22 protein-coding genes, 1 pseudogene and 1 riboswitch are annotated in these 25,158 nt (G+C 36.4%); of the genes and pseudogenes, 1 reads left to right on the top strand and 22 read right to left on the bottom strand.

Annotated elements, in window-relative coordinates; genetic code table 11:
- Positions 1 to 236 precede the first annotated feature (236 nt).
- From recA to spoVFB, 22 genes and pseudogenes are all read right to left on the bottom strand, one after another.
- Entirely contained in the window at positions 237 to 1,268 is a 1,032-nt protein-coding gene (gene recA / locus CQ058_RS26780) for a recombinase RecA (RefSeq protein WP_002014599.1), read from the bottom strand.
- 142 nt (positions 1,269 to 1,410) lie between these two features.
- Positions 1,411 to 2,649, bottom strand: a complete 1,239-nt coding sequence (locus CQ058_RS26775; RefSeq protein WP_002190485.1) for a competence/damage-inducible protein A — start codon at positions 2,647 to 2,649, stop codon at positions 1,411 to 1,413.
- A gap of 20 nt (positions 2,650 to 2,669) precedes the next feature.
- The gene (gene pgsA, locus CQ058_RS26770; protein ID WP_002014596.1) at positions 2,670 to 3,248 is read right to left on the bottom strand and encodes a CDP-diacylglycerol--glycerol-3-phosphate 3-phosphatidyltransferase; all 579 of its coding nucleotides are present in this window, start codon (positions 3,246 to 3,248) and stop codon (positions 2,670 to 2,672) included.
- A 63-nt stretch (positions 3,249 to 3,311) separates the two neighbouring features.
- The gene (locus CQ058_RS26765; protein ID WP_105590064.1) at positions 3,312 to 4,235 is read right to left on the bottom strand and encodes a helix-turn-helix domain-containing protein; all 924 of its coding nucleotides are present in this window, start codon (positions 4,233 to 4,235) and stop codon (positions 3,312 to 3,314) included.
- 21 nt (positions 4,236 to 4,256) lie between these two features.
- On the bottom strand, positions 4,257 to 5,042 hold the full coding sequence (locus tag CQ058_RS26760) for a DUF3388 domain-containing protein (RefSeq protein WP_000574107.1): 786 nt from the start codon (positions 5,040 to 5,042) through the stop codon (positions 4,257 to 4,259).
- Between the two features lie 139 nt (positions 5,043 to 5,181).
- Positions 5,182 to 5,430 carry a DUF3243 domain-containing protein gene (locus CQ058_RS26755; protein WP_000114449.1) on the bottom strand — a complete coding sequence of 83 codons (249 nt, stop codon included), beginning with the start codon at positions 5,428 to 5,430 and terminating at the stop codon, positions 5,182 to 5,184.
- A gap of 76 nt (positions 5,431 to 5,506) precedes the next feature.
- Entirely contained in the window at positions 5,507 to 6,220 is a 714-nt protein-coding gene (gene ymfI, locus CQ058_RS26750) for an elongation factor P 5-aminopentanone reductase (protein ID WP_002190487.1), read from the bottom strand.
- A 117-nt stretch (positions 6,221 to 6,337) separates the two neighbouring features.
- Positions 6,338 to 7,624, bottom strand: a complete 1,287-nt coding sequence (gene yfmH, locus CQ058_RS26745) for an EF-P 5-aminopentanol modification-associated protein YfmH (RefSeq protein WP_002190488.1) — start codon at positions 7,622 to 7,624, stop codon at positions 6,338 to 6,340.
- Positions 7,625 to 8,899, bottom strand: a complete 1,275-nt coding sequence (gene yfmF / locus CQ058_RS26740) for an EF-P 5-aminopentanol modification-associated protein YfmF (RefSeq protein WP_002190489.1) — start codon at positions 8,897 to 8,899, stop codon at positions 7,625 to 7,627.
- Between the two features lie 210 nt (positions 8,900 to 9,109).
- The gene (locus CQ058_RS26735; protein WP_002190490.1) at positions 9,110 to 10,069 is read right to left on the bottom strand and encodes an ABC transporter permease; all 960 of its coding nucleotides are present in this window, start codon (positions 10,067 to 10,069) and stop codon (positions 9,110 to 9,112) included.
- Entirely contained in the window at positions 10,070 to 11,128 is a 1,059-nt protein-coding gene (locus CQ058_RS26730; protein ID WP_002190491.1) for an ABC transporter permease, read from the bottom strand.
- The gene (locus CQ058_RS26725) at positions 11,121 to 12,653 is read right to left on the bottom strand and encodes an ABC transporter ATP-binding protein (RefSeq protein WP_002142848.1); all 1,533 of its coding nucleotides are present in this window, start codon (positions 12,651 to 12,653) and stop codon (positions 11,121 to 11,123) included. The genes CQ058_RS26730 and CQ058_RS26725 overlap by 8 nt, the downstream gene beginning before the upstream one ends.
- Positions 12,654 to 12,773: 120 nt before the next feature.
- Positions 12,774 to 13,850, bottom strand: a complete 1,077-nt coding sequence (locus CQ058_RS26720; protein ID WP_002190493.1) for a BMP family lipoprotein — start codon at positions 13,848 to 13,850, stop codon at positions 12,774 to 12,776.
- Positions 13,851 to 13,940: 90 nt separating this feature from the next.
- The gene (locus CQ058_RS26715; RefSeq protein ID WP_002088063.1) at positions 13,941 to 14,666 is read right to left on the bottom strand and encodes a GntR family transcriptional regulator; all 726 of its coding nucleotides are present in this window, start codon (positions 14,664 to 14,666) and stop codon (positions 13,941 to 13,943) included.
- Positions 14,667 to 14,899: 233 nt separating this feature from the next.
- Positions 14,900 to 15,001: riboswitch (purine riboswitch) on the bottom strand.
- Positions 15,002 to 15,204: 203 nt separating this feature from the next.
- Positions 15,205 to 17,589: a DNA translocase FtsK gene (locus CQ058_RS26710; RefSeq protein ID WP_002014584.1), complete on the bottom strand. Its 2,385-nt coding sequence runs from the start codon at positions 17,587 to 17,589 to the stop codon at positions 15,205 to 15,207.
- A gap of 214 nt (positions 17,590 to 17,803) precedes the next feature.
- Entirely contained in the window at positions 17,804 to 18,007 is a 204-nt protein-coding gene (locus tag CQ058_RS26705; protein ID WP_002088064.1) for a YlzJ-like family protein, read from the bottom strand.
- On the bottom strand, positions 18,004 to 18,753 hold the full coding sequence (tepA, locus tag CQ058_RS26700) for a translocation-enhancing protein TepA (protein ID WP_002014582.1): 750 nt from the start codon (positions 18,751 to 18,753) through the stop codon (positions 18,004 to 18,006). Before tepA ends, CQ058_RS26705 begins: the two co-directional genes overlap by 4 nt.
- Before the next feature lie 102 nt (positions 18,754 to 18,855).
- Positions 18,856 to 20,526, bottom strand: coding sequence for a ribonuclease J (locus CQ058_RS26695; RefSeq protein ID WP_002190494.1), 1,671 nt, complete (start codon positions 20,524 to 20,526; stop codon positions 18,856 to 18,858).
- A 608-nt stretch (positions 20,527 to 21,134) separates the two neighbouring features.
- Entirely contained in the window at positions 21,135 to 22,013 is an 879-nt protein-coding gene (dapA, locus tag CQ058_RS26690) for a 4-hydroxy-tetrahydrodipicolinate synthase (protein ID WP_002014579.1), read from the bottom strand.
- Positions 22,014 to 22,024: 11 nt separating this feature from the next.
- On the bottom strand, positions 22,025 to 23,257 hold the full coding sequence (gene dapG / locus CQ058_RS26685; RefSeq protein ID WP_105590063.1) for an aspartate kinase: 1,233 nt from the start codon (positions 23,255 to 23,257) through the stop codon (positions 22,025 to 22,027).
- 23 nt (positions 23,258 to 23,280) lie between these two features.
- Positions 23,281 to 24,327, bottom strand: coding sequence for an aspartate-semialdehyde dehydrogenase (gene asd / locus CQ058_RS26680; RefSeq protein ID WP_002014577.1), 1,047 nt, complete (start codon positions 24,325 to 24,327; stop codon positions 23,281 to 23,283).
- 149 nt (positions 24,328 to 24,476) lie between these two features.
- Positions 24,477 to 24,665 (bottom strand): annotated as a pseudogene (gene spoVFB / locus CQ058_RS26675) (dipicolinate synthase subunit B); the annotation flags it as partial.
- Between the two features lie 363 nt (positions 24,666 to 25,028).
- On the opposite strand from spoVFB, the gene CQ058_RS26670 reads away from it, so the two are divergent.
- A partial coding sequence (locus CQ058_RS26670; protein WP_142396413.1) for a TIGR04197 family type VII secretion effector occupies positions 25,029 to 25,158 on the top strand: 130 nt, incomplete at its 3' end.

Raw genomic sequence — 25,158 nt, 5'->3', positions numbered from 1 at the left:
GCGTTGTCTACTTTTACTTTCTTTACCTTCAGCCCTGAATCTTATATGGATTTAAAAAACAGACGGCATATTATCCTGGAAAACCTTAGAAAATCCCAATTCATTCACTTAAAATATATGAATATTCCCCTTTACACATAGCCTTTTGGATAGAATAAATATTTTATCTCCAGCTATATATAACGCTTTCATAGTGGATTAAAAAATAAAAGACACGGGACCGTGTCTTTTATTTTTTAATCTTGACGAGTTGAGTCTTCCGTGTCTTCAACACCAGAGTTTTCACCAATTCCGTGATGTTCACGAACAAAGAAGGCAATTTCCTCTCTTAAATCCGTATTCTCTTTTAAGAATTGCTTCGAATTTTCACGACCTTGTCCTAAGCGTTCTTCATTATAAGAGTACCAAGCACCGCTCTTTTGAACGATATCAAGTTCAGAAGCCATATCTAAGATTTCACCTTCTCTTGAAATACCTTCTCCGTACATAATATCAACTTCAGCAACACGGAATGGCGGTGCTACTTTATTTTTAACTACTTTTACTTTCGTTTTATTACCAACAATATCGTTACCTTGCTTTAACTGCTCAGCACGACGTACTTCAAGACGGACAGTTGAATAGAATTTCAACGCACGACCACCTGGAGTTGTTTCTGGGTTCCCGAACATAACCCCAACTTTTTCACGAATTTGGTTGATAAAGATTGCGATTGTTTTTGATTTGTTGATTGCACCTGAAAGTTTACGAAGTGCTTGTGACATTAAACGTGCTTGTAAACCAACGTGAGAGTCACCCATGTCCCCTTCGATCTCAGCTTTCGGTACAAGAGCTGCCACAGAGTCAATTACGATAATATCAACCGCTCCACTTCGTACAAGTGCTTCTGCGATTTCTAGTCCTTGCTCCCCTGTATCAGGCTGTGATAATAGTAATTCATCTATGTTAACACCTAATTTTTGTGCATATACAGGATCCATTGCATGCTCCGCATCAATGAACGCTGCTTGTCCACCCTGACGCTGTACTTCCGCGATTGCGTGTAATGAAACTGTTGTTTTACCTGAACTTTCAGGTCCATAAATTTCAATAACACGGCCACGTGGGTATCCGCCTACCCCTAGTGCCACATCAAGTGCTAAAGAACCACTTGAAATTGTAGAAATTCTACGCTCCGCTTGTTCTCCTAATTTCATAATTGAACCTTTACCGAATTGCTTCTCTATTTGTTTTAACGCCATATCTAATGCCGCTTGACGATCGCTCATTCAAAATTCCTCCTTAACTAAATTGCTAATCTTATTATACCTATTTTCAATTCAATTTGCCAACAAAAATCGAACATTTATTCGTTTTTTTATTTTATATCGAATAAAACTAGGTTTTCCAACAAAAAAAACTAGAAGAAATTTATATCTCTTCTAGCTTTTTAAATAAATGATAAAATCCATATTTTGTAGAGCGTTCTCTAATTTGTTGACGACTTCCACTTAAATTAAGCGAGAAGACTACAGCTGGTTCATCTTTAATCACCAATCCAATAAATACTGTTCCTGGTTCTTTATGCTCTGAAGCATCCGGTCCTGCCACCCCAGTGAAACTAATTCCGATATCTGCTTTTAACAGTTCCTTTACATTTTCAGCAAGATAGCGAGCACACTGTTTACTAACCGCGCCATCAGTACGTAACACTTCTTCAGGTACATGTAAAATTTGTTGCTTCACATCATTTTGATAACAAATGACACCGCCTTTAAATACAGACGAAACACCAGCATTTTCTGTTACTTGATTTCCAAAAAGACCACCTGTTAAACTTTCTGCACACGCTAAAGTTAACCCTTTTTCCTTCAATAGCCTTATTGCCTTGTAATGAAGGAAATCTTGGTCATATCCGTAGAAAAATTCTCCTACTCTTTCTAAAATCAAATCTTCCACATGCTGAATCAGTTTCTCCGCCTCATCAGCATCATGATGTTTGGCAGTTAAACGTAATGTCACTTCTCCATCATTTGCAAGTGGTGCAATGGTTGGGTTCGTTTGTCCATCAATTAAATCTTGAACTTTCACCTCTAATTGAGATTCCCCAATACCAAAAAAACGAAGAACACGAGAATAAATATTTTCCCCCGTTGTAAACTTACATAAAAAAGGCTCTACGTAACTTATATACATCGGCTTCATTTCTTTTGGTGGTCCTGGTAATAAAATATAAACTTTTCCGTTCTTATTTAACCCCATACCAGGCGCCATACCGTGATCATTCGCAAATACAGTCGATCCATTTAAAACGAGCGCCTGCTTTTTATTATTCTCCGTAAATTCACGGCCTGTACGCTTAAAATAATCGCTTATCGATGTTAATGCCTTTTCATCATACACAAGCTCTTCATCTAAACTAGACGCTATTGTTTCTTTCGTTAAATCATCTTTTGTCGGTCCTAATCCACCTGTGAAAATGAGCATATCAGCTCGTTCTTCAGCCAATTCAATTGCCTTCTGTAATCGCTTGTTATTATCCCCAACAACAGTATGGTAGTACACGTTAATTCCGATTGAAGCTAACTTTTCAGATAAAAACTGGGCATTTGTATTTGCAATTTGTCCAAGTAATAATTCCGTTCCAACCGCAATAATTTCAGCATTCATCCCAATTCCCCCATAAACTTCTATTTTGAGTTTACAAAAGCATCTTTATTTTTCCAGAAATAATCCCATCCTGAAATAACGGTAAAGAATAACGCAATCCATATGAAAATATCTGCAACTGGAATATGAAGTAGATTTAACGGTACATCATGTAATAAGTATGCTGCAATCGCAATAATTTGTGTCCATGTCTTAATTTTCCCTAGCTGATTTGCTGCAACTACTTCTCCTGTCCCAGCAAGTACAAGGCGTAAACCTGTTACTGCAAACTCACGGCTTATAATTACAATAACGATCCAAGCAGGTACATATTGCATTTCTACCAATGTGATAAGTGCTGCCGAAACAAGTAATTTATCTGCTAACGGGTCAAGGAATTTCCCTAAATTCGTTACAAGATTATACTTTCTTGCATAATGTCCATCAATCCAATCTGTAGCCGAAGCAATAATAAAGATAAGTGCCCCTACTAAATGTTGAATTGGTAACTCTACATCACCAATTATAAATGAGCCCCACTCAAAGGGCGCTAACATAATTACCATAAAAATTGGAATTAAGAAGATTCTAGATATTGTAATTTTATTTGGTAAATTCACAGCTATTCCTCCATCATGTCAAAAACATTTGTTCATTGAAAAAAGTCATCGAAGCGATGACTGTTATTGCGCAGCTTGCCCTATCCCTTGGTTTTTTATCACCAATCTTTGGTGATATTCTTTTGCTGGATCTAATGGGAAAGTAACCACTTGGCCATTCAGTTTAATTTCAACATTCGGTGCACTTCCAATATTAAGCCGCACTTCTTTTACTGTTGATAAATCACGTTTTTCTGTTTGACCACTTTGTACTGTAGTGTTTAGAATTTCGTTACCCGCATCATCTTTAACATCTACATAGCTTGCACCCTTCGCTGAAATTTCCAGTTCTAATGTTTTATTATTATGAATTTCCAAAGTAGATACCTTACCACTCGTTCCAACTACCTTCACTTCTTGTTGTCCAGTTGGTTGCGCTGGTTGCGCTGGTTGCGCTGGTTGCGCTGGTTGCTCTTCTTTCTTTGGTTCTTCTTTTTTTGGTTCTTCCGCTTTCGCTTCATCTTTCTTCGTATCTAACGGAGAATTTTTTGCTTTTTGAACCTCAATTTTCTCACTTTGAGCATTTTGAACTTGCCTATCATCTTTTCCAGTTAACGCTTGAATAACAAACCAGACTACCACTCCAAATGCGATTACTAACAACGCAATCAAAATTTTGGGCATATGATCCGCAATTGGCCATGATGAAGATTTTTGCATTGTTTCTTGTGTTTTTTGTCCAGTTGATACTTGTGGAACTTCACGTTTTTCAGACTGTGGTATCGTACTCTGATATTCCACAAGCAGTTCCTCTCCATTTAATCCAACAGCATCTGCATATTGTTTAATGAATGCACGCGCATAAAAAGCTCCTGGCAACACATCATAATTGCCTTCTTCAATCGCTACTAAATGGCGTTTTTGAATTTTTGTAATCTCATGCAGCTGATCAATAGATAAGCCTTTCGCTTCTCTTGCTTCTGTCAGCTTTTGTCCTAATTCCGTCACTACTAACACCTCAATATTTCTTTAAAAGTCGAACATAGAGAAATTGTTTTGCGTACCTTGCTCAATTTCATCTACTAAATTATATTGAATTTCTTCATCATAATCGTTACGCAATTCGATAATATAATCAAAATCATCCAATGTGTATTCTGACTGACTCACAAACACATCCGGATGTTCCACAACTTTCGTTGCAGGCAATCTCATGATTTCACGAACGAGCTGCCAGTGTCTTTCATTTGCACGCTTTGTCGACACAATTCCATCTAGTATGAAAATATTATCGTCGCTATACTCATCTTCAATCAATTGGCTACGAACAGTTTGCTTAATGAGAGTAGATGATACGAATAACCATCTCTTATTTGCACAAACACTTGCGGCAACAATAGATTCTGTTTTTCCGACACGAGGCATTCCTCGTATCCCAATTAATTTATGACCTTCTTTTTTCATTATCTCCGCCATAAAGTCTACAAGCAATCCTAATTCATCACGCACAAATCGAAATGTTTTCTTATCATCTGCATCTCGTTGTATGTACCTACCATGTCTAACTGCTAGCTTATCTCTAAGCTTTGGCGGACGATATTTCGTTACCGTTATATTATCCATCGTATTTAAAATTGATTCAAGTCTAGAGATTTGTTCTTGATTATCACACATAAGCAAAAGTCCACGTCGTGCATTATCTACACCATTAATTGTGACAATATTGATGCCAAGCATACCGATTAACGAAGAAACGTCACCAAGTAAGCCAGGTCGGTTTTTATGTATTTCATATTCAAAATACCATTCAATCATCCAAGATCACTCCCCTACGCTTACTTTACACCTACGTACTATATTATATGATTTCACCTTAATAGGGAAGCTAAATGTATAATCTATTCCTCCTAATTACTATACAAAAAAAGTAGAGAGGAGAAGCTCCTCTCTACTTTTACTTATGTTGTACAAACTTCACCATTAAATTTGCAATTGTATGTTGCTCTTGTTCATCAGCAACTTTCCAAAGCTCAGACAATAATTTTTCTTGATCGTTGCGCGCTTCTACTTCATTTGCTAAATAATCACCAACACGAAATGCCATATCTGATACGGCACCACCATCAAGCCCTTTTCCCCCCGCTTGTTCTAAACGTTCTCCTAAAAAGCTCTTCCACTGATCAAAATTATCTAACACTGACATGTTTAAGCACCTCACTATTTTAGTAATAGAATCATGCTTAATTTGTACAATTTCTTGTTTTTTATGTAAGAATTTTTTAGCAATGCCAACCGCCATTCACTCCGATAATTTGCCCCGTAATATAAGAAGCTCCTGGCGAAACGAGGAAGGAGACTGTTTTTGCTACCTCTTCGGGTAGTCCTATTCTACCTAATGGAATATCTTCAGCAATTTCATTTTTATCATCTTCTGAAAATACATTTAACATTTCTGTTTCGATCGCACCTGGCGCTACCGCATTAACGCGCAATCCACTTAGAGAAACTTCTTTCGCTAAAGCCTTCACATATGAATTTTGTGCACCTTTCACCATTGAGTACAGCACCTCACAAGACGCTCCTATTTGCCCCCAAATGGATGAAATAACAACAACATTACCACTTCTCCGCCCGATCATCGGTGGAAGCGCCATCGATAAAAGTCTATATACACTCTTCACTTGAAGCTCCACCATATAATCTAATTCTTCATTCGTAACATCCGTTACTAATCCAAATATACTCTTTCCAGCTGCGTATACAATAACATCAATAGGATGTTCGATTTGTCCCCACAATTTCTCTGCTCCATCGATAGAAGCTAAATTTGCTTGCACAGGAATCACTGCATCAAACTCCTTTTGTAACCCCCTTATCTTCTCTTCGTTTTTATTGTAATGAATATAGACTGTATAACCATCCTCCATTAACTGCTTCGAAATAGCAGAGCCAATCCCTCCGCTTCCTCCAGTTACTAATGCATACTTTTTCATAAATTCCCTCTCTTATCTTTTTATGTATAAATAAATAATACCCTCATCTTACCATTTGGCAATAACCAAACGTTAGATGAGGGATATAGATACTGCGTTTTTTATTCACATATTACTTCATTTTTTTGGTAACACTTGGCAGACACTCATTTTCTCTTCAACTAATAATGTTTTTGCTGCTTGTTGTAGGTCTTGAACAGTTAATCCTTCTAACACTGTAAGAGCATCAAATAAACTAGATTCATTAAACGCATATCGTGTAAACTGATTTGCAATATATTCAGGTGAATTCAACGATCGTAAAAATCCACCAATTTTCTTTTTCTTCACCCGTTCCAGCGCAGTCTCATCTAACTGATCATAATTCGTTTGTAGTAAAATACCTTTTAATCGCTCTGCCAATTCATCAGGGTGCTTCGTATCTCCACCAACCATTGCAAAACCGAAGTTATTTTCTTCTGTATAGTCATACGAGAACGAATCATCAATAAGACCTTCATTATATAAAGATTCGTAATGAACTGACCCTTTTCCAAATAAATAATCTAAAAGTAATGTAAGCGCAATTTCTTGTTTTAACAGAGCTTGCCCTTTTTCTTTTAAATTCGTTGCCTTAATACCAACTAAACATTTTGGAGTTTGAACAGGCATTGAAATAATCTTTTTCTTTTCATTTACTTCTTCTGGTTCCTCTTCAAAAGAGCGAACGATTTCTGGTTGATTTTCGTAATCTTTTTTCGCTTGATTTTCACGAACTAAATCCATTGTTTTTTCAGGATCAATCGCTCCAACAACAAATAATAACATGTTGCTCGGATGGTAAAAAGTCTCATAACATTCATACAGTAGGTCTTTTGTAATCTTACTAATAGACTCAATCGTCCCTGCAATATCAATTTTAATTGGATGTTTCACAAACAAACTATCGATTAATCCAAAGTATAAACGCCAGTCTGGGTTATCTTGGTACATTTGAATTTCTTGACCGATAATACCTTTTTCTTTTTCAACCGTTTTTTCAGAGAAATACGGTTCTTGTACAAAGTCTAACAGTGTATTTAAATTTCTCTCTACATTTGATGTACAGGAAAAGAGATAAGCGGTTCTTGTAAAAGATGTAAAAGCGTTCGCTGAAGCACCTTGTTTACTAAACAATTGAAACGCGTCATGGTCCTCTTTTTCAAACAATTTATGCTCAAGGAAATGAGCAATTCCATCTGGTACACGAGTCATGTCTTCTTTTCCAAGCGGTACAAATGTATTATCAACAGAACCGTACTTCGTCGTAAATGTTGCAAATGTTTTATTGAAGCCTTGTTTCGGTAAGATATATACGTCTAATCCATTCGGAAGTTTTTCATAATATAGCGTCTCTTTTAATTGCTCATACACAATTTTCTCCATTTATTCTCCCTCCGTTCCATGTAAAAAGTAAATTGTATCTAGTTCAATATTATTAGCAACTTTCACAATCTCTTCTTTCGTCACGCTTTCTATGCCCGTTAGCCATTCTTCAACTGGACGCGTACGCTCTGAAATCACCCCGTGATAAAGCATTTCAACAAAACCACGTGGTGTATCAATTGCCTCTAAGATTTGATTTTGAATTACACTTTTCGTTTGCTGAATCTCTTCCTCTGAAAAATCACCGCTTTGCATTGCTTTCATCTGTTCTTTAATAATTTCAACAGCTTTTTCAAAGTTCTTCGCTTCAATTCCAGACATAACGAAGAGCAAACCTTTATGACTTTCAAATCTCGATGCTGCATAGTACGCTAAACTATTTTTTTCACGGACATTTACGAATAACTTCGAATGAGAAAACCCTCCAAATAATCCGTTAAACAATTGTAATGCAAAATAATCTTCATCTTTATACGTAATGAATGTGCGATAGCCGATATTTAATTTACTTTGCTTTAGTTCTTGTTTTTCAACAATTTCTTTTTCTTCATTATTTCGTTTATGAAGAAGTACATTTCTCTCTTTCATAGCGCGAGGTGAAATCGAAAAATACTTATTTACAAGCCCCACAGCATCTTCTGAAATATCACCAATGATATATAAATCCATTTCATCTTCAGCTAACACTTTTTGATAATATTGATACAAACTTTCATTTGTAATAGAAGCAACACTTTCTTTTTTTCCATTTGCACTTAAGCGATATGGTTCTACTTTGCACATTTCTGCAATTAAACGCTCGTTTGCATAACGCATTTTATCATCATAAGTAGCTTCAATTCGTTGCAAGAGTGCTCGTTTCTCACTTTCTACAATAGAAGATAGAAAACCGTCCCCTTCTGTCGCTGGATGTAAAACAATATCAGATAACATAGAAAGCGCTTTTTCAAATAACGGTGGTGCATCGCGTAAATATGTTTCATTTGCAATGTCTACATAAATAGAGATGATATGGTCTTCCCCTTTTTTACTTACATCTACCGCTAAAGAAGATCCATATAATTCTTCTAAATATTGACGAAGACGAATTACAGAAGGCAGTTTTTCTGTCGCACTTTGCAATACGTACGGCAATAGGGCACGCTCTGTCACCGTCTCCTCATTTAAAGGTGCTTTAAAACGAAATACAAAGGTATTTGTTTTAAATTTATCAGTCGGAATAATATGTACTCGCAAGCCACCTAATTCATGCAGTTGCTGTTCCATTAGTTTCATTAATAGCCCTCCTTTACGTATGTAGGAATATTCCTCTTCAATATACAGTTTTTAGAAATAAAAAATCAACTTTTCTTCCTTATTATGCTTACATTCGAGTCTTTCTAAAAACTTTAATATGTAAGGAACATAGTAAAATTCCGTATTAAATATATTCTATGTAAAAAAGCCCGCACTAATGTGCGAGCTTTTCTTATACTTTCTAAATACTCATCGTTTTCCTTTTTCATAAGGCGTTCCGAGTGCTTTTGGAGCTTCAGATCGGCCTACAAAACCAACAAGTGCTAATATTGTAAATACATACGGTAATATCGTTAAGAATACACTTGGAATTTCTTTCAATACAGGAATTGTACCACCTGTTATCCCAAGTGATTGAGCAAATCCGAAGAACAGTGCTGCTCCAAGAGCACCAAGTGGATTCCATTTACCAAAGATCATAGCTGCTAGTGCTAAGAAACCTTGTCCAGTAATTGTAGCACCTGAGAAGTTACCAGAAATCGACATTGCGAAGACCGCACCACCCACTCCTGCAAACATTCCAGATATACAAACTGCAATATAACGCATTTTATATACATTAATCCCCATCGTATCTGCTGCCATTGGATGTTCACCAACAGCACGTAGACGAAGACCGAACGGTGTTTTATAAATAATGTACCAAACAACAAATGCTAAAATAATGGCAATATACGATGTTAACGGTACGTTTGAGAAAAATATTTTTCCGATAACTGGAATATCTGATAGACCTGGGACATCGATTTTTTCAATACGGTATTGAATAAAATCTGTCTGCCCTTTATCAAAAATCTTCTTAATCGCAAATACTGTTAAACCAAGAGATAAGAAGTTAATCGCTACACCACTTACAACCTGATCAGCACGGAACGTAATAGATGCTACCGCGTGAAGTAATGCAAATAATCCACCACCAATTGCCGCAAATAGTAATGCAATCCATGGAGTCATCGTTCCCCAAGTATCACCCATTAATAAGGTTGTAACAATTCCAACAAATGCACCAAATAGCATTAGTCCTTCTAACGCAATATTTACAACACCTGATCGTTCACTAAATACACCACCTAATGCTGTAAAAATTAAAGGTGCTGATGTATATAACGTACCTGTCACAAGAATGGCTAATATATCTAAAAAGCTCATTTATTTCCCCTCCTTGCTCATGCGTGTAAGCGCCCATCTTAAAACATAACTACATGCAACAAAGAAGATAATACATGCAATAATTACGTTAATAAGTTCTGATGGTACATCTGCCTCAAAGTTCATTTGAGGGGAAGCACTTTTCAAACCACCAAATAACAATGCTGAAAGGATAATACCAAATGGATTATTTCCTCCAAGAAGCGCTACGGCAATTCCGTCAAATCCAATCCCTGTAAATGAAGACATTGCTGTCATGCTTTGGAATGTTCCTAACCCTTCCATTGCTCCACCAATCCCAGCAAATGCACCAGCAATTGTCATGGAGAATACTACATTACGAGAAACCTTCATACCTGCATATTGAGAAGCATGTTGATTAAATCCTACTGACTTTAATTCATAACCTAGAGTTGTTCGATCTAATAAGAACCACATTAAGATTGCTACTAAAATTGCAACAATAATTCCCCAGTGAAGACGTGAACCATCAGTTATTGCAGCTAACCAATCTGAAGATAAAGATGCACTCGCTTTAATATCGTATGTTTTATCATTGCCCTCATGTAAAAAGCGTTTAATTATGTCATACGTTACATATAACGCGATATAGTTCATCATTATTGTTACAATAACTTCATTAACCTTAAACTTCCCTTTTAAATAACCAGGAATAAAGCCCCATATTCCACCCACCATTGCTGCAAATAAAATAGATAATGGAATATGAAGAAACGCTGGTAGTGAGACCGCATAACCGAACCAAACTGCCGCAAGCCAACCAACTAATAGTTGACCCTCTACCCCGATATTAAATAAACCTGTACGAAATGCAAACGCCACCGATAATCCAGCAAGAATAAGTGGTATCATAGTGCGAAGTGTCTCACCAATCGCACTAGCACTGCCGAACATACCTGTCCAAAGCGCACTATAACCAACAATTGGATCATAGCCACTAACCAGCATTACAATCGCTCCAACAATTAAACCAAAAATAACGGATAGTACTGGGACTAAAATATTTATCGTTCGCTCTGTTAAAAGTTTTTTAGCCATTTGTACCCACCTGCTCTTTCTCTGTTCCTCCAGCCATTAGCAAACCAAGCTGTTGTTCATTTGTGCCTTTCGCATTCACAATTGCTACAATTTTCCCTTCATAGATAACCGCAACCCGATCACTCACATTTAAAATTTCTTCTAATTCTAAAGATAAAAGAAGAACCGCTTTCCCATTATCTCTCTGCTCGATTAATTTTTTATGAATAAATTCAATTGCACCTACATCTAAACCACGTGTTGGCTGTGCTGCAATTAATAAATCCGGATTACGATCTACTTCACGTGCAATAATAGCTTTCTGCTGATTCCCACCAGATAGAGCACGCGCTAATGTTTGTTCGCTAGGTGTACGTACATCGAACTGTTCAATAAGTGCCTTCGCTTTCCCTGTGATTTTGCTAAAGTTTAAAATCCCCTTCTTTGAAAATGGATTTTTATAGTACGTTTGCAAAACTATATTGTCTCTAACAGAAAAATCAAGAACTAGTCCGTGCTTATGACGATCTTCTGGAATATGACCAATTCCTTCTTCTGTAATTCTTCGAACAGGCCAATTCGTTATTTCTTTCCCTTTAATTGCAATAGAACCTGACTCAACTTTTCGTAAACCAGTAATTGCTTCTATTAATTCGCTTTGTCCATTTCCATCGATTCCTGCAATACCAACAATTTCCCCCGCACGAACAGTTAAGTCAAGGCCTTTTACAGCAGGCAGTTGGCGTGCATCGTGAACAACAAGATTTGCAATAGAAAGTACCTCTTCTTTGGGCGTAGCGTCTATTTTTTCTGTTTTAAAATTCACTTGACGTCCGACCATTAATTCTGCAAGTTTATGTTCATCCGTATTTGCAACGTCAACAGTTCCAATCCCTTTTCCTTTGCGAATAATTGTACAACGATCGCAAACTTCCATAATTTCTTTCAATTTATGAGTAATAAGAATGATAGATTTTCCTTCTTGCACAAGCTTTTTCATAATTTGAATCAATTCATGAATTTCTTGTGGTGTTAACACTGCAGTCGGTTCATCAAATATTAAAATTTCCGCTCCACGGTAAAGTGTTTTTAAAATTTCAACACGCTGTTGCATACCAACAGAAATATCCTGTATTTTCGCGTATGGATCTACAGCTAAACCATATTGTTCAGACAACTTTTGAATCTCTTTAGCAGCTTCTTCAACAGCTATTTTCCCTTTTTTCTTCGGTTCATTACCGAGAATGATATTCTCTGTAACTGTAAAATTATGAACAAGCATAAAATGTTGATGGACCATCCCAATACCAAGATCATTCGCAATATTCGGATTTGTAATTTTTACAGGTGTTCCTTTAATTTTAATTTCACCCTGTTCTGGCTGATACAAACCGAATAGTACATTCATCAATGTGGATTTCCCTGCACCATTTTCTCCAAGTAAAGCATGTATTTCTCCCTGTTTTACTTGCAGCGTAATATCATCATTCGCTACAATGCCTGGGAATACTTTCGTAATATTATTCATCTCAATTACGTATTCCATTTCGTTCCTCCTTTTAACAGGGAACATTCCCCTATTACACTATTAACTTATTAAGCAATTTGGAAGTTTTATACATACAAAGGTTAGTTCTAAGAACTAACCTTTGCTATTTCTCTATCTTTATTTTTTTAGAGAAGCTTCATATTCTTTATATTCTTTATCTGTAGCTGGTACTTTAATTTCTCCAGCTGTAATTTTCTTTTCAAATTCTTCTACTTTTGTTAAAATCTCAGGGTTAACTTTTTTCACGTTATCAGTTGTTTTTGCAATACCAACACCGTCATCTTTTAAGCCAAACGCTTCAATTTTACCACCTTTTAATTTTCCATCTTTCGCTTCTTTTGCTACTTTTTGTACAGCGATATCAACACGTTTTACCATTGAAGTTAATGTTACGTTTTCAGGCATACCTTCTTGATTTTGGTCACGGTCAACACCGATTACCCAAACGTTTTCACCTTTTTTCTTACGGTTTTTCGCTTCAGTGAATACACCATTACCTGTACCACCAGCAGCATGATAAATAACATCTACGCCTTGACCATACATTGCTGACGCAAGAACTGTACCTTTTTCAGGCTTATCGAATGCTTCAGCATATTCAGATACGATTTCAATATTTGGATTCACTGCCTTAGCACCAGCTTTAAATCCATTCTCGAATTTACTAATTAAATCACTCTTCATTCCACCAACAAATCCTACTTTATTCGATTTTGTTGACATAGCTGCCACGGCACCTACAAGGAATGACCCTTCATGATCTTTAAATGTAATACTTGTTACGTTTGGTGCATCTACAACAGTATCAACAATTGCAAATTGTTGTTTTGGAGATTCTTTTGCTACTTCTTTAATTGCTCCCTCTAATTTATACCCAATACCGAAAGCTAAATCATACTTATCTTTTGAAAATTTCTTTAAGTTCGGAATATAATCCGCTTCTTTTTCAGATTGAAGATAACGATAATTTGTCTTCTCTTTTAATCCATTATCTTTACCAAACTGTTGTAATCCTTCCCAAGAAGATTGGTTAAATGATTTGTCATCAACGCCCCCAACATCTGTAACCATACCAACCTTAAACTCTTTATCCCCTTTTTTGTCACTATCCGCTTTATCCGAGTTACCACATGCACCTAACACTGTACTTGCTGCTAACGTTAACGATAATAAAAGACCTGTTTTTTTCTTCATACTAGAAACCCCTCCTGAAATGTTTTGTCTAATGATTCATACGCTGCTGTCCCTTACTTCTTGCTGTCACCTCCCTAAAAAGGAACTTCCCTACATACGTTTTCTTAATACGTGGAAGCTAAACTTATCAGCTCTAAAGTAATTAATAGAATATAAGATTGGCTCATCATTTTGATCATAGTGCATTTGTTTTAAAACTAGCAGTGCCGTTTCAGGTTCACATTCTAAAATCGGTGAAATTTTCGGGTGATAACCAATCGGTTCAATGTGAGCAACTGCGTATGTGATACGCTTGTGCGTATTATTATGTATTACTGTAAGCAGCGATTCCTCATTGTATCCCGATAAATCTGGTAATATCTCTTTTGCCAGTTTATCAATGCAATATACAACTGGTTCCCCATCCGCTGTACGAACACGTTCAATCATTACTGCGCTAAAAGCATCTTCACAATTAAATTTCTCTTTTTCTTCTTCTGTTAAAGTTGTTGTAGATGATGATAAAAAGATTGTTCCTGGTGTTTTCCCCACACTAGAAATCATATCTGTAATACTAGAAAGTTGCTCTATTCCGGAAGAAAATAACGGCTTCGCATTTACAAATGTCCCTACACCATGTCTACGAATAACAACATTTTCTTCTTCTAAAATACGTAGTGCTTCCCTTAAAGTTGCCCTACTTACACCAAGTTCTTTCGCTAGATCAAACTCTGAAGGTAACTTTTGTTTTTCTTTGTAAGCCCCATCTTTAATTTTTCCTTTGATGTGATCAATCACCCGCAAATATAGGTGACGACTATCGGATTTCACTGACATAAGACTCCCCCGCATTTCAATTATTCGACCTCTGATGTAAGACTTCTTTTCTCTTTTTTCAACTTACAACATAGTATAAATTACTAAATACTAAAAATAAGCGTAATTATCGAATAAATATTAATAATTTTTCAAGATGAAATTTTCACACTTTATTCCATAAAAAAAACTTTGTACCATAAACATTTCTCATATAGAGAAAAAGTTCGGCACAAAGATTCCTTACATCCTTTGTTACACACTTTTCCCCTCATAGTCTAGCAATTCATGGTTGCCAGGTAGAAACTTATGGACCTTATCTCCAAGATTATATGAGGCAGTGATTCTTTTCGAAGTAATCTTACCACTTGCTCCCATATGTGTCAACAGATTTCAACATTTTTCTACATTAAATATCGAACGTTTTGAAAACCAAAACGATAAGCATTCGTATTCTAAAGGACCCTTAAAAATGTAAGCCCTTTCTTATTCGATGACTATAGTATATAACAAAAACAGCATATAAAAAAGCCTAATTGTAAAAACAATTAGGCTTTTTTTAAGAACTTTTTTCTTGCACATCTTTAATGAGTACTCCCCTTGGTTTACTACCTTCATAAGGACCTACTACACCATTCATTTCCATGGCATCAATTAAACGAGCTGCTCGCGTATATCCTACTCTAAATCTACGTTGTAACATAGAAACAGATGCTGTTTGCATTTCTACTACAAGCTGAACCGCTTCATCGTATAATTCATCTTCTACTTCCTGCTTTGTTTCAGGAACATCTTGTGGAATCATATCCTCTTGATATTGCGCTTTTTGCTGCGCAATAACAGATTCTACGACTCTCTCAACTTCATCATCTGATAAAAATGCCCCTTGTACACGAACAGGTTTCGATGCACCAATTGGTATGAATAACATATCTCCACGACCTAGCAACTTTTCTGCACCACCACCGTCAAGAATCGTTCGAGAATCTATTTGGGAAGATACAGCAAATGCAATACGCGATGGAATATTCGCTTTAATAACACCTGTGATAACATCAACTGACGGGCGCTGAGTCGCAATAATTAAATGAATACCAGCAGCACGTGCCATTTGCGCTAAACGCATAATCGCATCTTCTACATCCGAAGAAGCAACCATCATTAAATCAGCTAACTCGTCCACAATTACTACAATATATGGTAATTCAGGTTGTTTCGCTTCCGATTGGCTATTATGTTCTTTAATATAATCATTATATCCTTCAATGTTACGCGTACCGCTATGCGCGAATAATTCATAACGACGCTCCATTTCACTCACAACTTTCTTCAAAGCCTGTGATGCTTTTTTCGGATCAGTTACGACTGGTGTTAATAAGTGCGGAACACCGTTATATACATTTAACTCTACCATTTTCGGATCAATCATCATTAATTTTACTTCATGCGGTTTTGCACGCATTAAAATACTTACAATAATTCCATTAATACATACACTCTTTCCACTACCAGTCGCACCAGCTACTAATAAATGGGGCATTTTATTTAAACGTGCCAATACAGCCTCTCCTGTAACATCACGTCCAAGACCGATTAATAACTTCTCTTCTGGGTGGTTATTCGCCTTTGAATCAAGAACTTCTCTCAGCGTTACCATAGAAACTTCTGAATTCGGAACCTCAATCCCTACAGCTGATTTCCCGGGAATAGGTGCTTCAATACGAATGTCTTTCGCTGCTAAAGCAAGCGCTAAATCATCACTTAAACTAACAATTTTACTTACCTTTACTCCCATATCAGGATACACTTCATATTTCGTAACTGCAGGACCTCTATGTACTTTTGTTACTTTCGCTTTCACACCAAAACTTTGGAATGTACGTTCCAATTTACGAGCATTTTCATAAATTTCCGCATTTTCATTTGTAACTTGCTTATTTTGGGGAAACTTTAATATATCAAGCGAAGGAAGCTTATAATCTTTATTTTCCACATTAGAAAATTGCATAGGAGGTGCTTTCGTTTCACCTTCTAGCGATTCAACGATTTTTTCTCCTCGTTTCTTGTGAGGTTGTTCTTCTGGCGCAGGCGGAACTGCCTCTTCAATAAACGGAGGAGTGATTAAATCATTTTCTTCTATCTGCTTTTCCGTCTCTTCACGTACTGGATAATTCTCAGTAAAATTCGAAATAATTGGTGGACCAATTTCTATTTCTTCTACTGGCTCAATAGCTTCTTCTTGTTCAGCAACACGTTCACGCCTCTTGCTTCTTGTTGTTTTTTTCTTTTCAGTTTGCTCGGCGACCCTTTGAGATTTCCAATCTTTATAATCCCCTTGCATTACTTGAAACTGACTTCTAAGAATTCTCCCTACCGGAGCAAGTACTTCTCCAATATGTTTATTTGTTATACAAAGTATTCCAAGAATAACTAAAATAATTCCAATGATATATGCCCCTACTTCGTCAAATAAGAAGTAGCACGTTGCGAACATCAATGCACCGAACATACCACCACCTAAATGAACACTATCCGGGCCCTTTTTCATTTCAAGGAAGAAGTAATCTTTTGTACTAACAATTACAGAAGTATTTTGTACAGCTCCATCTTTCGTAAGCAGGTTAAATAATGTAATATGACTAAACATTAATATTGCTAGTACAATTAAATAAACACCTATTAGCCGTTTATTTAAAAGGTTGGGCCATCCCCGCTTTATTACAAACGCAACAGATAAAGCTATTACACCTAACACACCAATTATGTACCACTCACCAAAGAAGAAGCGAAAAAATAACACAAACGATTTCCCTACAACACCTAGCTGTAAAATCGTAATAATCGAAAGTGCAAAAAGAGTCAACCCGACGATTTCATAATACAAAGTTGGCTTTATCGTACGTCTTGCCTTAGCCTTCGTCCCTCTTTGCTTTTGTTTTGCCATTTCTTCACCTCGTGTTCTAGAAATTAAGTACAACTTTCTTATAAAAAAGATCTACTTACATGTCTTTCTCTCTATTTTTCAGGTCTTTATATCTTCTATTTTTACACTTCTTGTAAAATGTTAAATAAACAGAAGAAAGCAGCCTACTCATGGCTGCTCAACCGTCTTGTTTTTTATATTATACCATAGCTCCTAAACAAAATCCTTCTTTTTGCTAAAAGGTAATTTTCTGTCCAGGCTCAAACTCTAGGTAGTGAGACGGATTCGTACTTAATACACGTACAATAGAGTAACATTGATTATCCTCCTCAGAAACCACTAATTCCACGCCATTTATATTCACAACTTTTTGGCTTTCGCATTGTGAATAATCGGCCGGATACACAAGTTGCTCTGGCATAATTGTATATAAAATCATTGTAGCATTGTCCCTTCTGTACTATTATCCTTGCGTTCATCAATTAATTCGTTTAATTTTCGAAGTGCGCTACCAATACCACCGACACCATCTATAAGACCATACTTCACTGCATCTCCACCTATTACATTCGTCCCAATATCTCGCGTCAAATTCCCTTTTGCAAACATAAGCTCTTTAAAACGATCTTCCGTTACTTTCGAATGCTTTGTCACAAATCGAATGACTCTTTCTTGCATTTTATCCAAATACTCAAATGTTTGTGGCACACCTATAACAAGACCTGTTAAACGAATCGGATGAATTGTCATCGTCGCTGTTTCGGCAATAAATGAATAATCAGTTGAGACCGCAATCGGTACACCGATTGAATGCCCTCCTCCTAAAACAAGAGATACAGTTGGTTTTGAAAGCGAAGCCACCATTTCAGAAATCGCTAATCCAGCTTCAACGTCACCCCCAACTGTATTTAATATTAACAGTAAACCTTCAATTTTTGGATTTTGTTCAATCGCGACAATTTGCGGAATGATGTGTTCATATTTTGTTGTTTTATTTTGTGGTGGCAACTGAATATGACCTTCCACCTGCCCAACAATTGTTAAGCAATGAATACGCGATTCATTCATTTGTGGTACATTTGTCTGTCCAAGTTGCTGAATTTTCTCCACTATAGAAGCCTCTTTTGGAACTTCTTTCGGCTCAGCTTCTTTTTCTTCATTTGTATAACGATCACGTTCTGTCATATCGTATCCCCTTTCACTCGTATATAACTATTATTTCTTAAGTTATGAATTTCATTCGATAGGGTTAAAAAAGAAAAAGATCACCTGTAAAGGTGACCTTCTTTATACTTCCATAATAATCGGTAAAATCATTGGCTTTCTCTTCGTTTCTTCGTACAAGAACTGCCCTAATAATTCACGAATATTTTGTTTCAACATAGACCATTCAATTGTATATTCTTTAATTGATTGTTCAACAATCATACGTACAATATCTGTGGATCGTTCGATTAATGCTTCCGATTCACGAACATATACAAAGCCGCGTGAAATAATTTCTGGACCAGAGATTATTTTCTTTTCATCCTTACCAAGTGTTACAACAACAACTAAAATTCCATCTTGAGATAACATCTTTCTATCTCGAAGAACGATGTTACCGACGTCACCTACACCTAATCCATCAATTAAAACATTACCAGCTTGCACTTTACCAGCTAATTTTGCTTCATCGTCACCAAAAGCAATTACATCGCCTTTTTCTACGATAAAGATATTTTCTCTCTTAATACCTACATCTTCCGCTAAATACGCATGTGCTTTTTGCATACGGAACTCACCATGTACGGGTACAAAATACTTCGGCTTCATTAAATTTATCATCAGCTTTAATTCTTCTTGGCTACCATGACCTGAAACGTGAACTTTTCTTTCACCGTAATAAATAACCTCAGCACCAGATCTAAATAACAAGTCAATAATTTTTGATACAGATACTTCATTTCCTGGAATTGGAGAAGCTGCAATAATAACAGTATCACCTTTACGAATTGAAATTTGTTTATGAGCTTGTTTCGCCATTCTAGAAAGGGCTGCCATCGGTTCCCCTTGACTACCAGTCGTTAAGATAGCTACCTTTTTTTCCGGGAAATTGTCTATTTCTTGTAATGAAATAACCATACCTTCTGGAACATCTAAATAACCAAGACGTCTTGCAATATCTACCACTTTCACCATGCTACGTCCTACTACCGCTACTTTCCTTCCAGTTTCAGCAGCTGCATCAAACACTTGTTGAATACGGTGTACATTCGATGCAAATGAAGCAACAATAATACGTCCTTCTGAACTATAGAATACTTTAGAAATCTCTATACCAACTTCTTTTTCCGAACCTGTATAACCAGGACGTTCAGCGTTTGTACTATCAGATAACAAGCAAAGTACGCCTTCATTTCCAATTTGTGCCATTTTCCCGAGATCTGCTCCACTATTTCCGATTGGAGTTTGATCAAATTTAAAGTCTCCTGTATATACTACAGCACCTTTTGATGTATGGAAACAAACACCCACAGAATCCGGAATACTATGTGTCGTTCCGAAGAATGACACATTTGTTGAATTAAACTCTACTGTTGAATTCGAGTCAATTGTTTTTAAGTCTACACGGCCTAACATTCCTGCTTCGCCAAGCTTTTCTTGTATAAGTCCTACCGTTAATTTCGTCGCATATACTGGAATAGATAATTTACGAAGCACATAAACAATTCCACCAATATGATCTTCATGACCATGGGTAATAAATAGTCCTTTTACTCGCTCTTGATTTTCTACTAAATATGTAATGTCAGGAATAACAATATCAATCCCAAACATTTCATCTCCCGGGAACATCAATCCGGCATCTACAATAAAGATTTCAGAATCAATTTCAACACAGTACATGTTTTTTCCGATTTCACCTACTCCGCCAAGAGCAAATACTTTAACAGACTCATTCTCTTTTCTCTTCATGTTGTTGCCTGGTTTAAAAATCTTGCAAACACTGATTTCACTAAAATTGCAGAGACACCAGGGGAAACTCTACAACCACCATATATTCACCGTCCAAGACGAATGTCCTTACCGTTATGCGATATCATGTCCTTGTTAATTTTTTAAACCAGGTTTCACCTCTCTTTCATTATATAAATCAAATATCTTATTCGATATGATATGAAAATTTCATTAAATCTTAATTTTTACCAATTTTGCTAAGCATACCCGTACTAAGCTACTTAGCCATATTATAACTGATACAAGAAATAGAACACAAGTTAAATTATGCGAAAGACAAGAGAAGACACTAAAATGAGATTATAATTTAAGAGGGCAAAATTCATATCAGTTTTACTATTTTCCCTACGTAATAAGAGTTTGATGGAAAAATATTCATGTAAATTCTTTACATAAACATGAAACGATATTCACTAAAAAAATCTTATCTCTGTAATCAGTTTCTTACTAATTCTCCCCCCTGCCACCCCCTTCTTATTACAGCCTATTAACTATAGCTAATTTTCATCACTTACATATAGTTAGTCAAAATAAAAATGACCTAGTTTCACACTAGGTCATTTTTATTAACGAGGAATAGATTGCATTACGGATTGTAACGTTATTCTTTCTTCTTCCGTTAATGGAAGAAGTGGCAAACGTACAGAACCTACATCTAATCCCACCATTTGTAATGCTGTTTTTACTGGTGTTGGGCTCGGCGCCATAAATAGTGCATCCGTTACTTTTACTAGTAATTGATGTAATTTCTGCGCTTTTTTGAACTCTCCAGCTTGGAATGCAGCAATCATTTCTTGCATTTCATTCCCGATAACATGAGATGCTACAGAAACAATACCTTTTGCTCCAATTGCCATAGCTGGTAATGTTAAACCATCATCACCGCTGTATACTGCAAAGTCGTCCGCTGTTTTTTCAATGATTTCTGTCATTGTTAATACATCGCCGCCTGCATCTTTAATCGCAACAATGTTTTCTATTTCTGATAAACGAACAACTGTATCAACGGAGATTTGTACAATAGATCGTCCTGGAACATTATATAGCATTACCGGAAGCGGAGTGCTTTCAGCGATTGTTTTAAAGTGCTGGTACATCCCTTCTTGACTCGGTTTATTATAATACGGTGCCACTAGCATAACTGCATCAACACCAACTTCAGTTGCCTTTTTTGTTAAATCGACAGAAGCATGCGTATTATTGCTACCTGTTCCAGCGATGACGGGCACCCTTTTATCGACAACAGATACGACATGGCGATATAACGCTACTTTTTCTTCTGATGTTAATGTAGGAGATTCTCCAGTCGTCCCTCCTACCACGATTGCTGTTGTACCGTTATCAATTAAATAATTTACCAATTTCGTTGTCTTTGCAAAATCGATATTACCATTTTTATCAAACGGTGTTACCATCGCGGTTGCAATTGTCCCAAAATCTATCATGATCTCACTCCTTATTGTTCCAGTTGCTTTTCTTTTGAAAGCTCAAATGCACTATGTAATGCATTCACAGCCTCCACTAAATCGGCTTCTTTTACAAGAACCCAAATTGTCGTATGACTATCTGCTGATTGCAGAATTTGAATACCTTTTTCCGCTAAAGCTGTGACAATTTTCGCTGTAACCCCTGGAATACCTGCCATTCCAGCACCAACGATAGAAACCTTCGCACAATGCTCTGTCACCACTGGATCATATCCAAGTTGCTTTAAAACCTCAACTGCACGCGCTGATACACTATCCTTTACTGTGTAAGCTACACCAGTAGGAGAAATGTTAATTAAGTCCACACTAATCCCTTCATTAGCCATTTCTTTAAACACGTGTTGTTGTAAATCATATGCAGTTTCTTTTGCAAGCACTTTAATTTGCGTTACGTTTGACACATGGGCAATCCCTGTAACAGGACGTTCTTCTACATCCTGCCCTTTTGTAGCACCATCATATGCCGCAATAAGCGTACCTTCACTATCAGAATACGTAGAACGTACACGAAGTGGTACTTTTGCATGCATCGCAATTTCAACCGCACGCGGATGAACAACTTTCGCACCCTGATAAGCCATGTTACAAATCTCGTTATATGTTACAGTTTGAAGATGACGTGCATCTTTTACGATACGAGGATCCGCAGTCATAACACCTTCAACATCTGTGAAGATATCGATATATTCAGCATGAAGCGCAACACCTAATGCTGAAGCTGAGGTATCACTACCTCCGCGTCCAAGTGTTGTCGTATCTCCATTTTTCGTTTGACCTTGGAATCCAGTCACGACGATAACATCTACATTTTGTAACTCTTCATGTATACGATCGCAATTCATTTCAATAATCTTAGCATTCGTAAAGTCATTATTCGTTACAAAACCAGCTTGCGCACCATTTAATGCTGCTGCTTTTATACCATTCTCATTCAACATGTTAGAGAAAACAATTGCTGAGATTAATTCTCCGCATGATAATAATAAATCTTGCTCACGTTTAGAAATATTAGGTTCCTCTTGATTTACAAGACTTAATAACGTATCAGTTGCATACGGTTCACCTTTACGGCCCATTGCTGATACAACATTAACTACTTTATAACCAGCAGCTAACGATTTTTTTATATGGTGAAGCGCATGCTTGCGCCCATTGTCATCACGTACTGATGTACCACCAAATTTTTGAACAATAATTTTCATATTTTGCACCTTCTCTTAGCCGTTTACACTAATTGTAATTTTACTAAGCGCTCTGCAATTTGAACAGAATTCCATGCAGCGCCTTTTAATAAGTTATCAGATACGACCCAAAGGTGGAATCCTTTATCATTATTTAAATCTTTACGGATTCTTCCAACGAATACTTCATTTTTACCTACTGCAGTAGCTGGCATTGGATATAACTGCTCTGCTGGATTATCTTGCAGTACAATACCTTCTGCATTTGCAAGTAAGTTTTTCATTTCTTCTACTGTTACGCCTTCTTTATCTACTTCAATGTACACAGACTCGGAATGACCCGATACAACTGGTAAACGTACACATGTCGCAGCTACTTCTAATTCAGGCATATGCATAATTTTTTTCGTTTCATTAATCATTTTCATTTCTTCGAATGTAAATCCATTATCTTGGAATTTATCAATCTGTGGAATAGCATTAAAAGCGATTTGGAAATGCTTTTCGTCACCTGATACAGGTAAAACATTCGCCTTTACTTCTTCGCCATTTAAGATTGCTTGTGATTGTTCATGAAGTTCTTCAATAGCTGCCGCACCAGCACCTGATACAGCTTGATATGTGGAAACGATTACTCGTTTTAAACCATATTGCTGGCGAACTGGCTCAAGAGCTACTACCATTTGAATTGTAGAACAGTTTGGATTTGCAATAATACCATTATGTTCTTTTAAATCATTTTCATTTACTTCAGGTACAACAAGTGGCACGTTTTCTGTCATACGGAATGCACTTGTATTATCAACAACAATTGCACCGCGCTTTGCTGCTTCTGGCGCTAATTGTTTCGATACAGATCCACCTGCACTAAATAGTGCAATATCTACTCCTTCAAAACTTTCAGGAGTTGCCTCTTGAACTGTAAATTCTTCGCCTTTAAATACAAGTTTCTTACCTGCAGATCGTTTAGATGAAAGTAACGTTAACTTCCCAATTGGAAATTCTCGTTTCTCTAAAGTATTTAACATTTGTTCACCAACTGCGCCGGTTGCTCCAACTACAGCGACATGAAAAGTTTTTTGCTTTTCCATCACTATGCCCCTTTCTAGATACCAATCCTTCTATAACTTAGAATTAGAAGGAGCTTACAATGCCCCCTCTAATCTTAATAACGTTAATTTTATCATATTCTACAGTAAGAATGATGGTTTCAACAAAAATTGTACGTTTTTTTCGTTTTTTAATTCATATATCTGAATTTTTCTACAACAACAGGTTGTAATTGTTTTCCTTGTAGCGCTTCCAATACTGTATCTTCAAGTAACTCCATACGAGCTACCATTGAGTTCGGTTTTTTCTCTGGTGCATCTTGGCCAAATGGTACAAAGTAGATGTCTTTTGTAGCCATTAGGCGCATTAGGTTTACACCAACATGATGACACCAATGAAAATATGCAGTTTTTTTATTATCTTCTATTATATATGTAAACAACATGAGAAATTAAATTTGTTTAATTCTCTAAATTGTATACATAAATCATTAGCATCAATTTATTACTTTCCCATTCGTATTTTACCTCTATGTTATACTACATTACCTTTTGAGAACTATAACAAACACATATGTTGTAAAATATATTTTTTTGAGGAAACTTTAACCATTTATTGTTATAATTATATCCGCAATATTTTTTCAGGAGAGTTCCTATAAGGAACAATAGGATAATGGACATACATACTAGGCACTCCCCTTCTTTAATACGTTCATAGAAATATAGAAAGGGTTTATACAATGGGACAATTCCAAAGTAATTTACAAACAGCAACACAAATTGCTACGAAAATGGGATCAGCTTCTGACAGGATTCAAAGTGCAACAAGTCGTTCTATAACAAAGGCGACGCGTACAACACTATCTGTTA

The sequence above is a fragment of the Bacillus sp. MYb56 genome (assembly GCF_002976445.1).
In the GTDB taxonomy this organism is placed as follows: domain Bacteria; phylum Bacillota; class Bacilli; order Bacillales; family Bacillaceae_G; genus Bacillus_A; species Bacillus_A mycoides.
Note: the sequence above shows the minus strand (reverse complement) of the source record. Positions and strands in the feature narration are given on the sequence as shown.

What these genes read in the sequence shown, in the direction of transcription:
- recA (WP_002014599.1), bottom strand. Translation starts at nt 1,268, where the DNA reads ATGAGCGATCGTCAAGCGGCATTAGATATGGCGTTAAAACAAATAGAG.
- CQ058_RS26775 (WP_002190485.1), bottom strand. Translation starts at nt 2,649, where the DNA reads ATGAATGCTGAAATTATTGCGGTTGGAACGGAATTATTACTTGGACAA.
- CQ058_RS26760 (WP_000574107.1), bottom strand. Translation starts at nt 5,042, where the DNA reads ATGATTGAATGGTATTTTGAATATGAAATACATAAAAACCGACCTGGC.
- CQ058_RS26755 (WP_000114449.1), bottom strand. Translation starts at nt 5,430, where the DNA reads ATGTCAGTGTTAGATAATTTTGATCAGTGGAAGAGCTTTTTAGGAGAA.
- ymfI (WP_002190487.1), bottom strand. Translation starts at nt 6,220, where the DNA reads ATGAAAAAGTATGCATTAGTAACTGGAGGAAGCGGAGGGATTGGCTCT.
- yfmH (WP_002190488.1), bottom strand. Translation starts at nt 7,624, where the DNA reads ATGGAGAAAATTGTGTATGAGCAATTAAAAGAGACGCTATATTATGAA.
- yfmF (WP_002190489.1), bottom strand. Translation starts at nt 8,899, where the DNA reads ATGAAACTAATGGAACAGCAACTGCATGAATTAGGTGGCTTGCGAGTA.
- CQ058_RS26735 (WP_002190490.1), bottom strand. Translation starts at nt 10,069, where the DNA reads ATGAGCTTTTTAGATATATTAGCCATTCTTGTGACAGGTACGTTATAT.
- CQ058_RS26730 (WP_002190491.1), bottom strand. Translation starts at nt 11,128, where the DNA reads ATGGCTAAAAAACTTTTAACAGAGCGAACGATAAATATTTTAGTCCCA.
- CQ058_RS26725 (WP_002142848.1), bottom strand. Translation starts at nt 12,653, where the DNA reads ATGGAATACGTAATTGAGATGAATAATATTACGAAAGTATTCCCAGGC.
- CQ058_RS26720 (WP_002190493.1), bottom strand. Translation starts at nt 13,850, where the DNA reads ATGAAGAAAAAAACAGGTCTTTTATTATCGTTAACGTTAGCAGCAAGT.
- CQ058_RS26715 (WP_002088063.1), bottom strand. Translation starts at nt 14,666, where the DNA reads ATGTCAGTGAAATCCGATAGTCGTCACCTATATTTGCGGGTGATTGAT.
- CQ058_RS26710 (WP_002014584.1), bottom strand. Translation starts at nt 17,589, where the DNA reads ATGGCAAAACAAAAGCAAAGAGGGACGAAGGCTAAGGCAAGACGTACG.
- CQ058_RS26705 (WP_002088064.1), bottom strand. Translation starts at nt 18,007, where the DNA reads ATGATTTTATATACAATTATGCCAGAGCAACTTGTGTATCCGGCCGAT.
- tepA (WP_002014582.1), bottom strand. Translation starts at nt 18,753, where the DNA reads ATGACAGAACGTGATCGTTATACAAATGAAGAAAAAGAAGCTGAGCCG.
- CQ058_RS26695 (WP_002190494.1), bottom strand. Translation starts at nt 20,526, where the DNA reads ATGAAGAGAAAAGAGAATGAGTCTGTTAAAGTATTTGCTCTTGGCGGA.
- dapA (WP_002014579.1), bottom strand. Translation starts at nt 22,013, where the DNA reads ATGATAGATTTTGGGACAATTGCAACCGCGATGGTAACACCGTTTGAT.
- dapG (WP_105590063.1), bottom strand. Translation starts at nt 23,257, where the DNA reads ATGAAAATTATTGTTCAAAAATTTGGTGGTACATCAGTACGTGATGAC.
- asd (WP_002014577.1), bottom strand. Translation starts at nt 24,327, where the DNA reads ATGGAAAAGCAAAAAACTTTTCATGTCGCTGTAGTTGGAGCAACCGGC.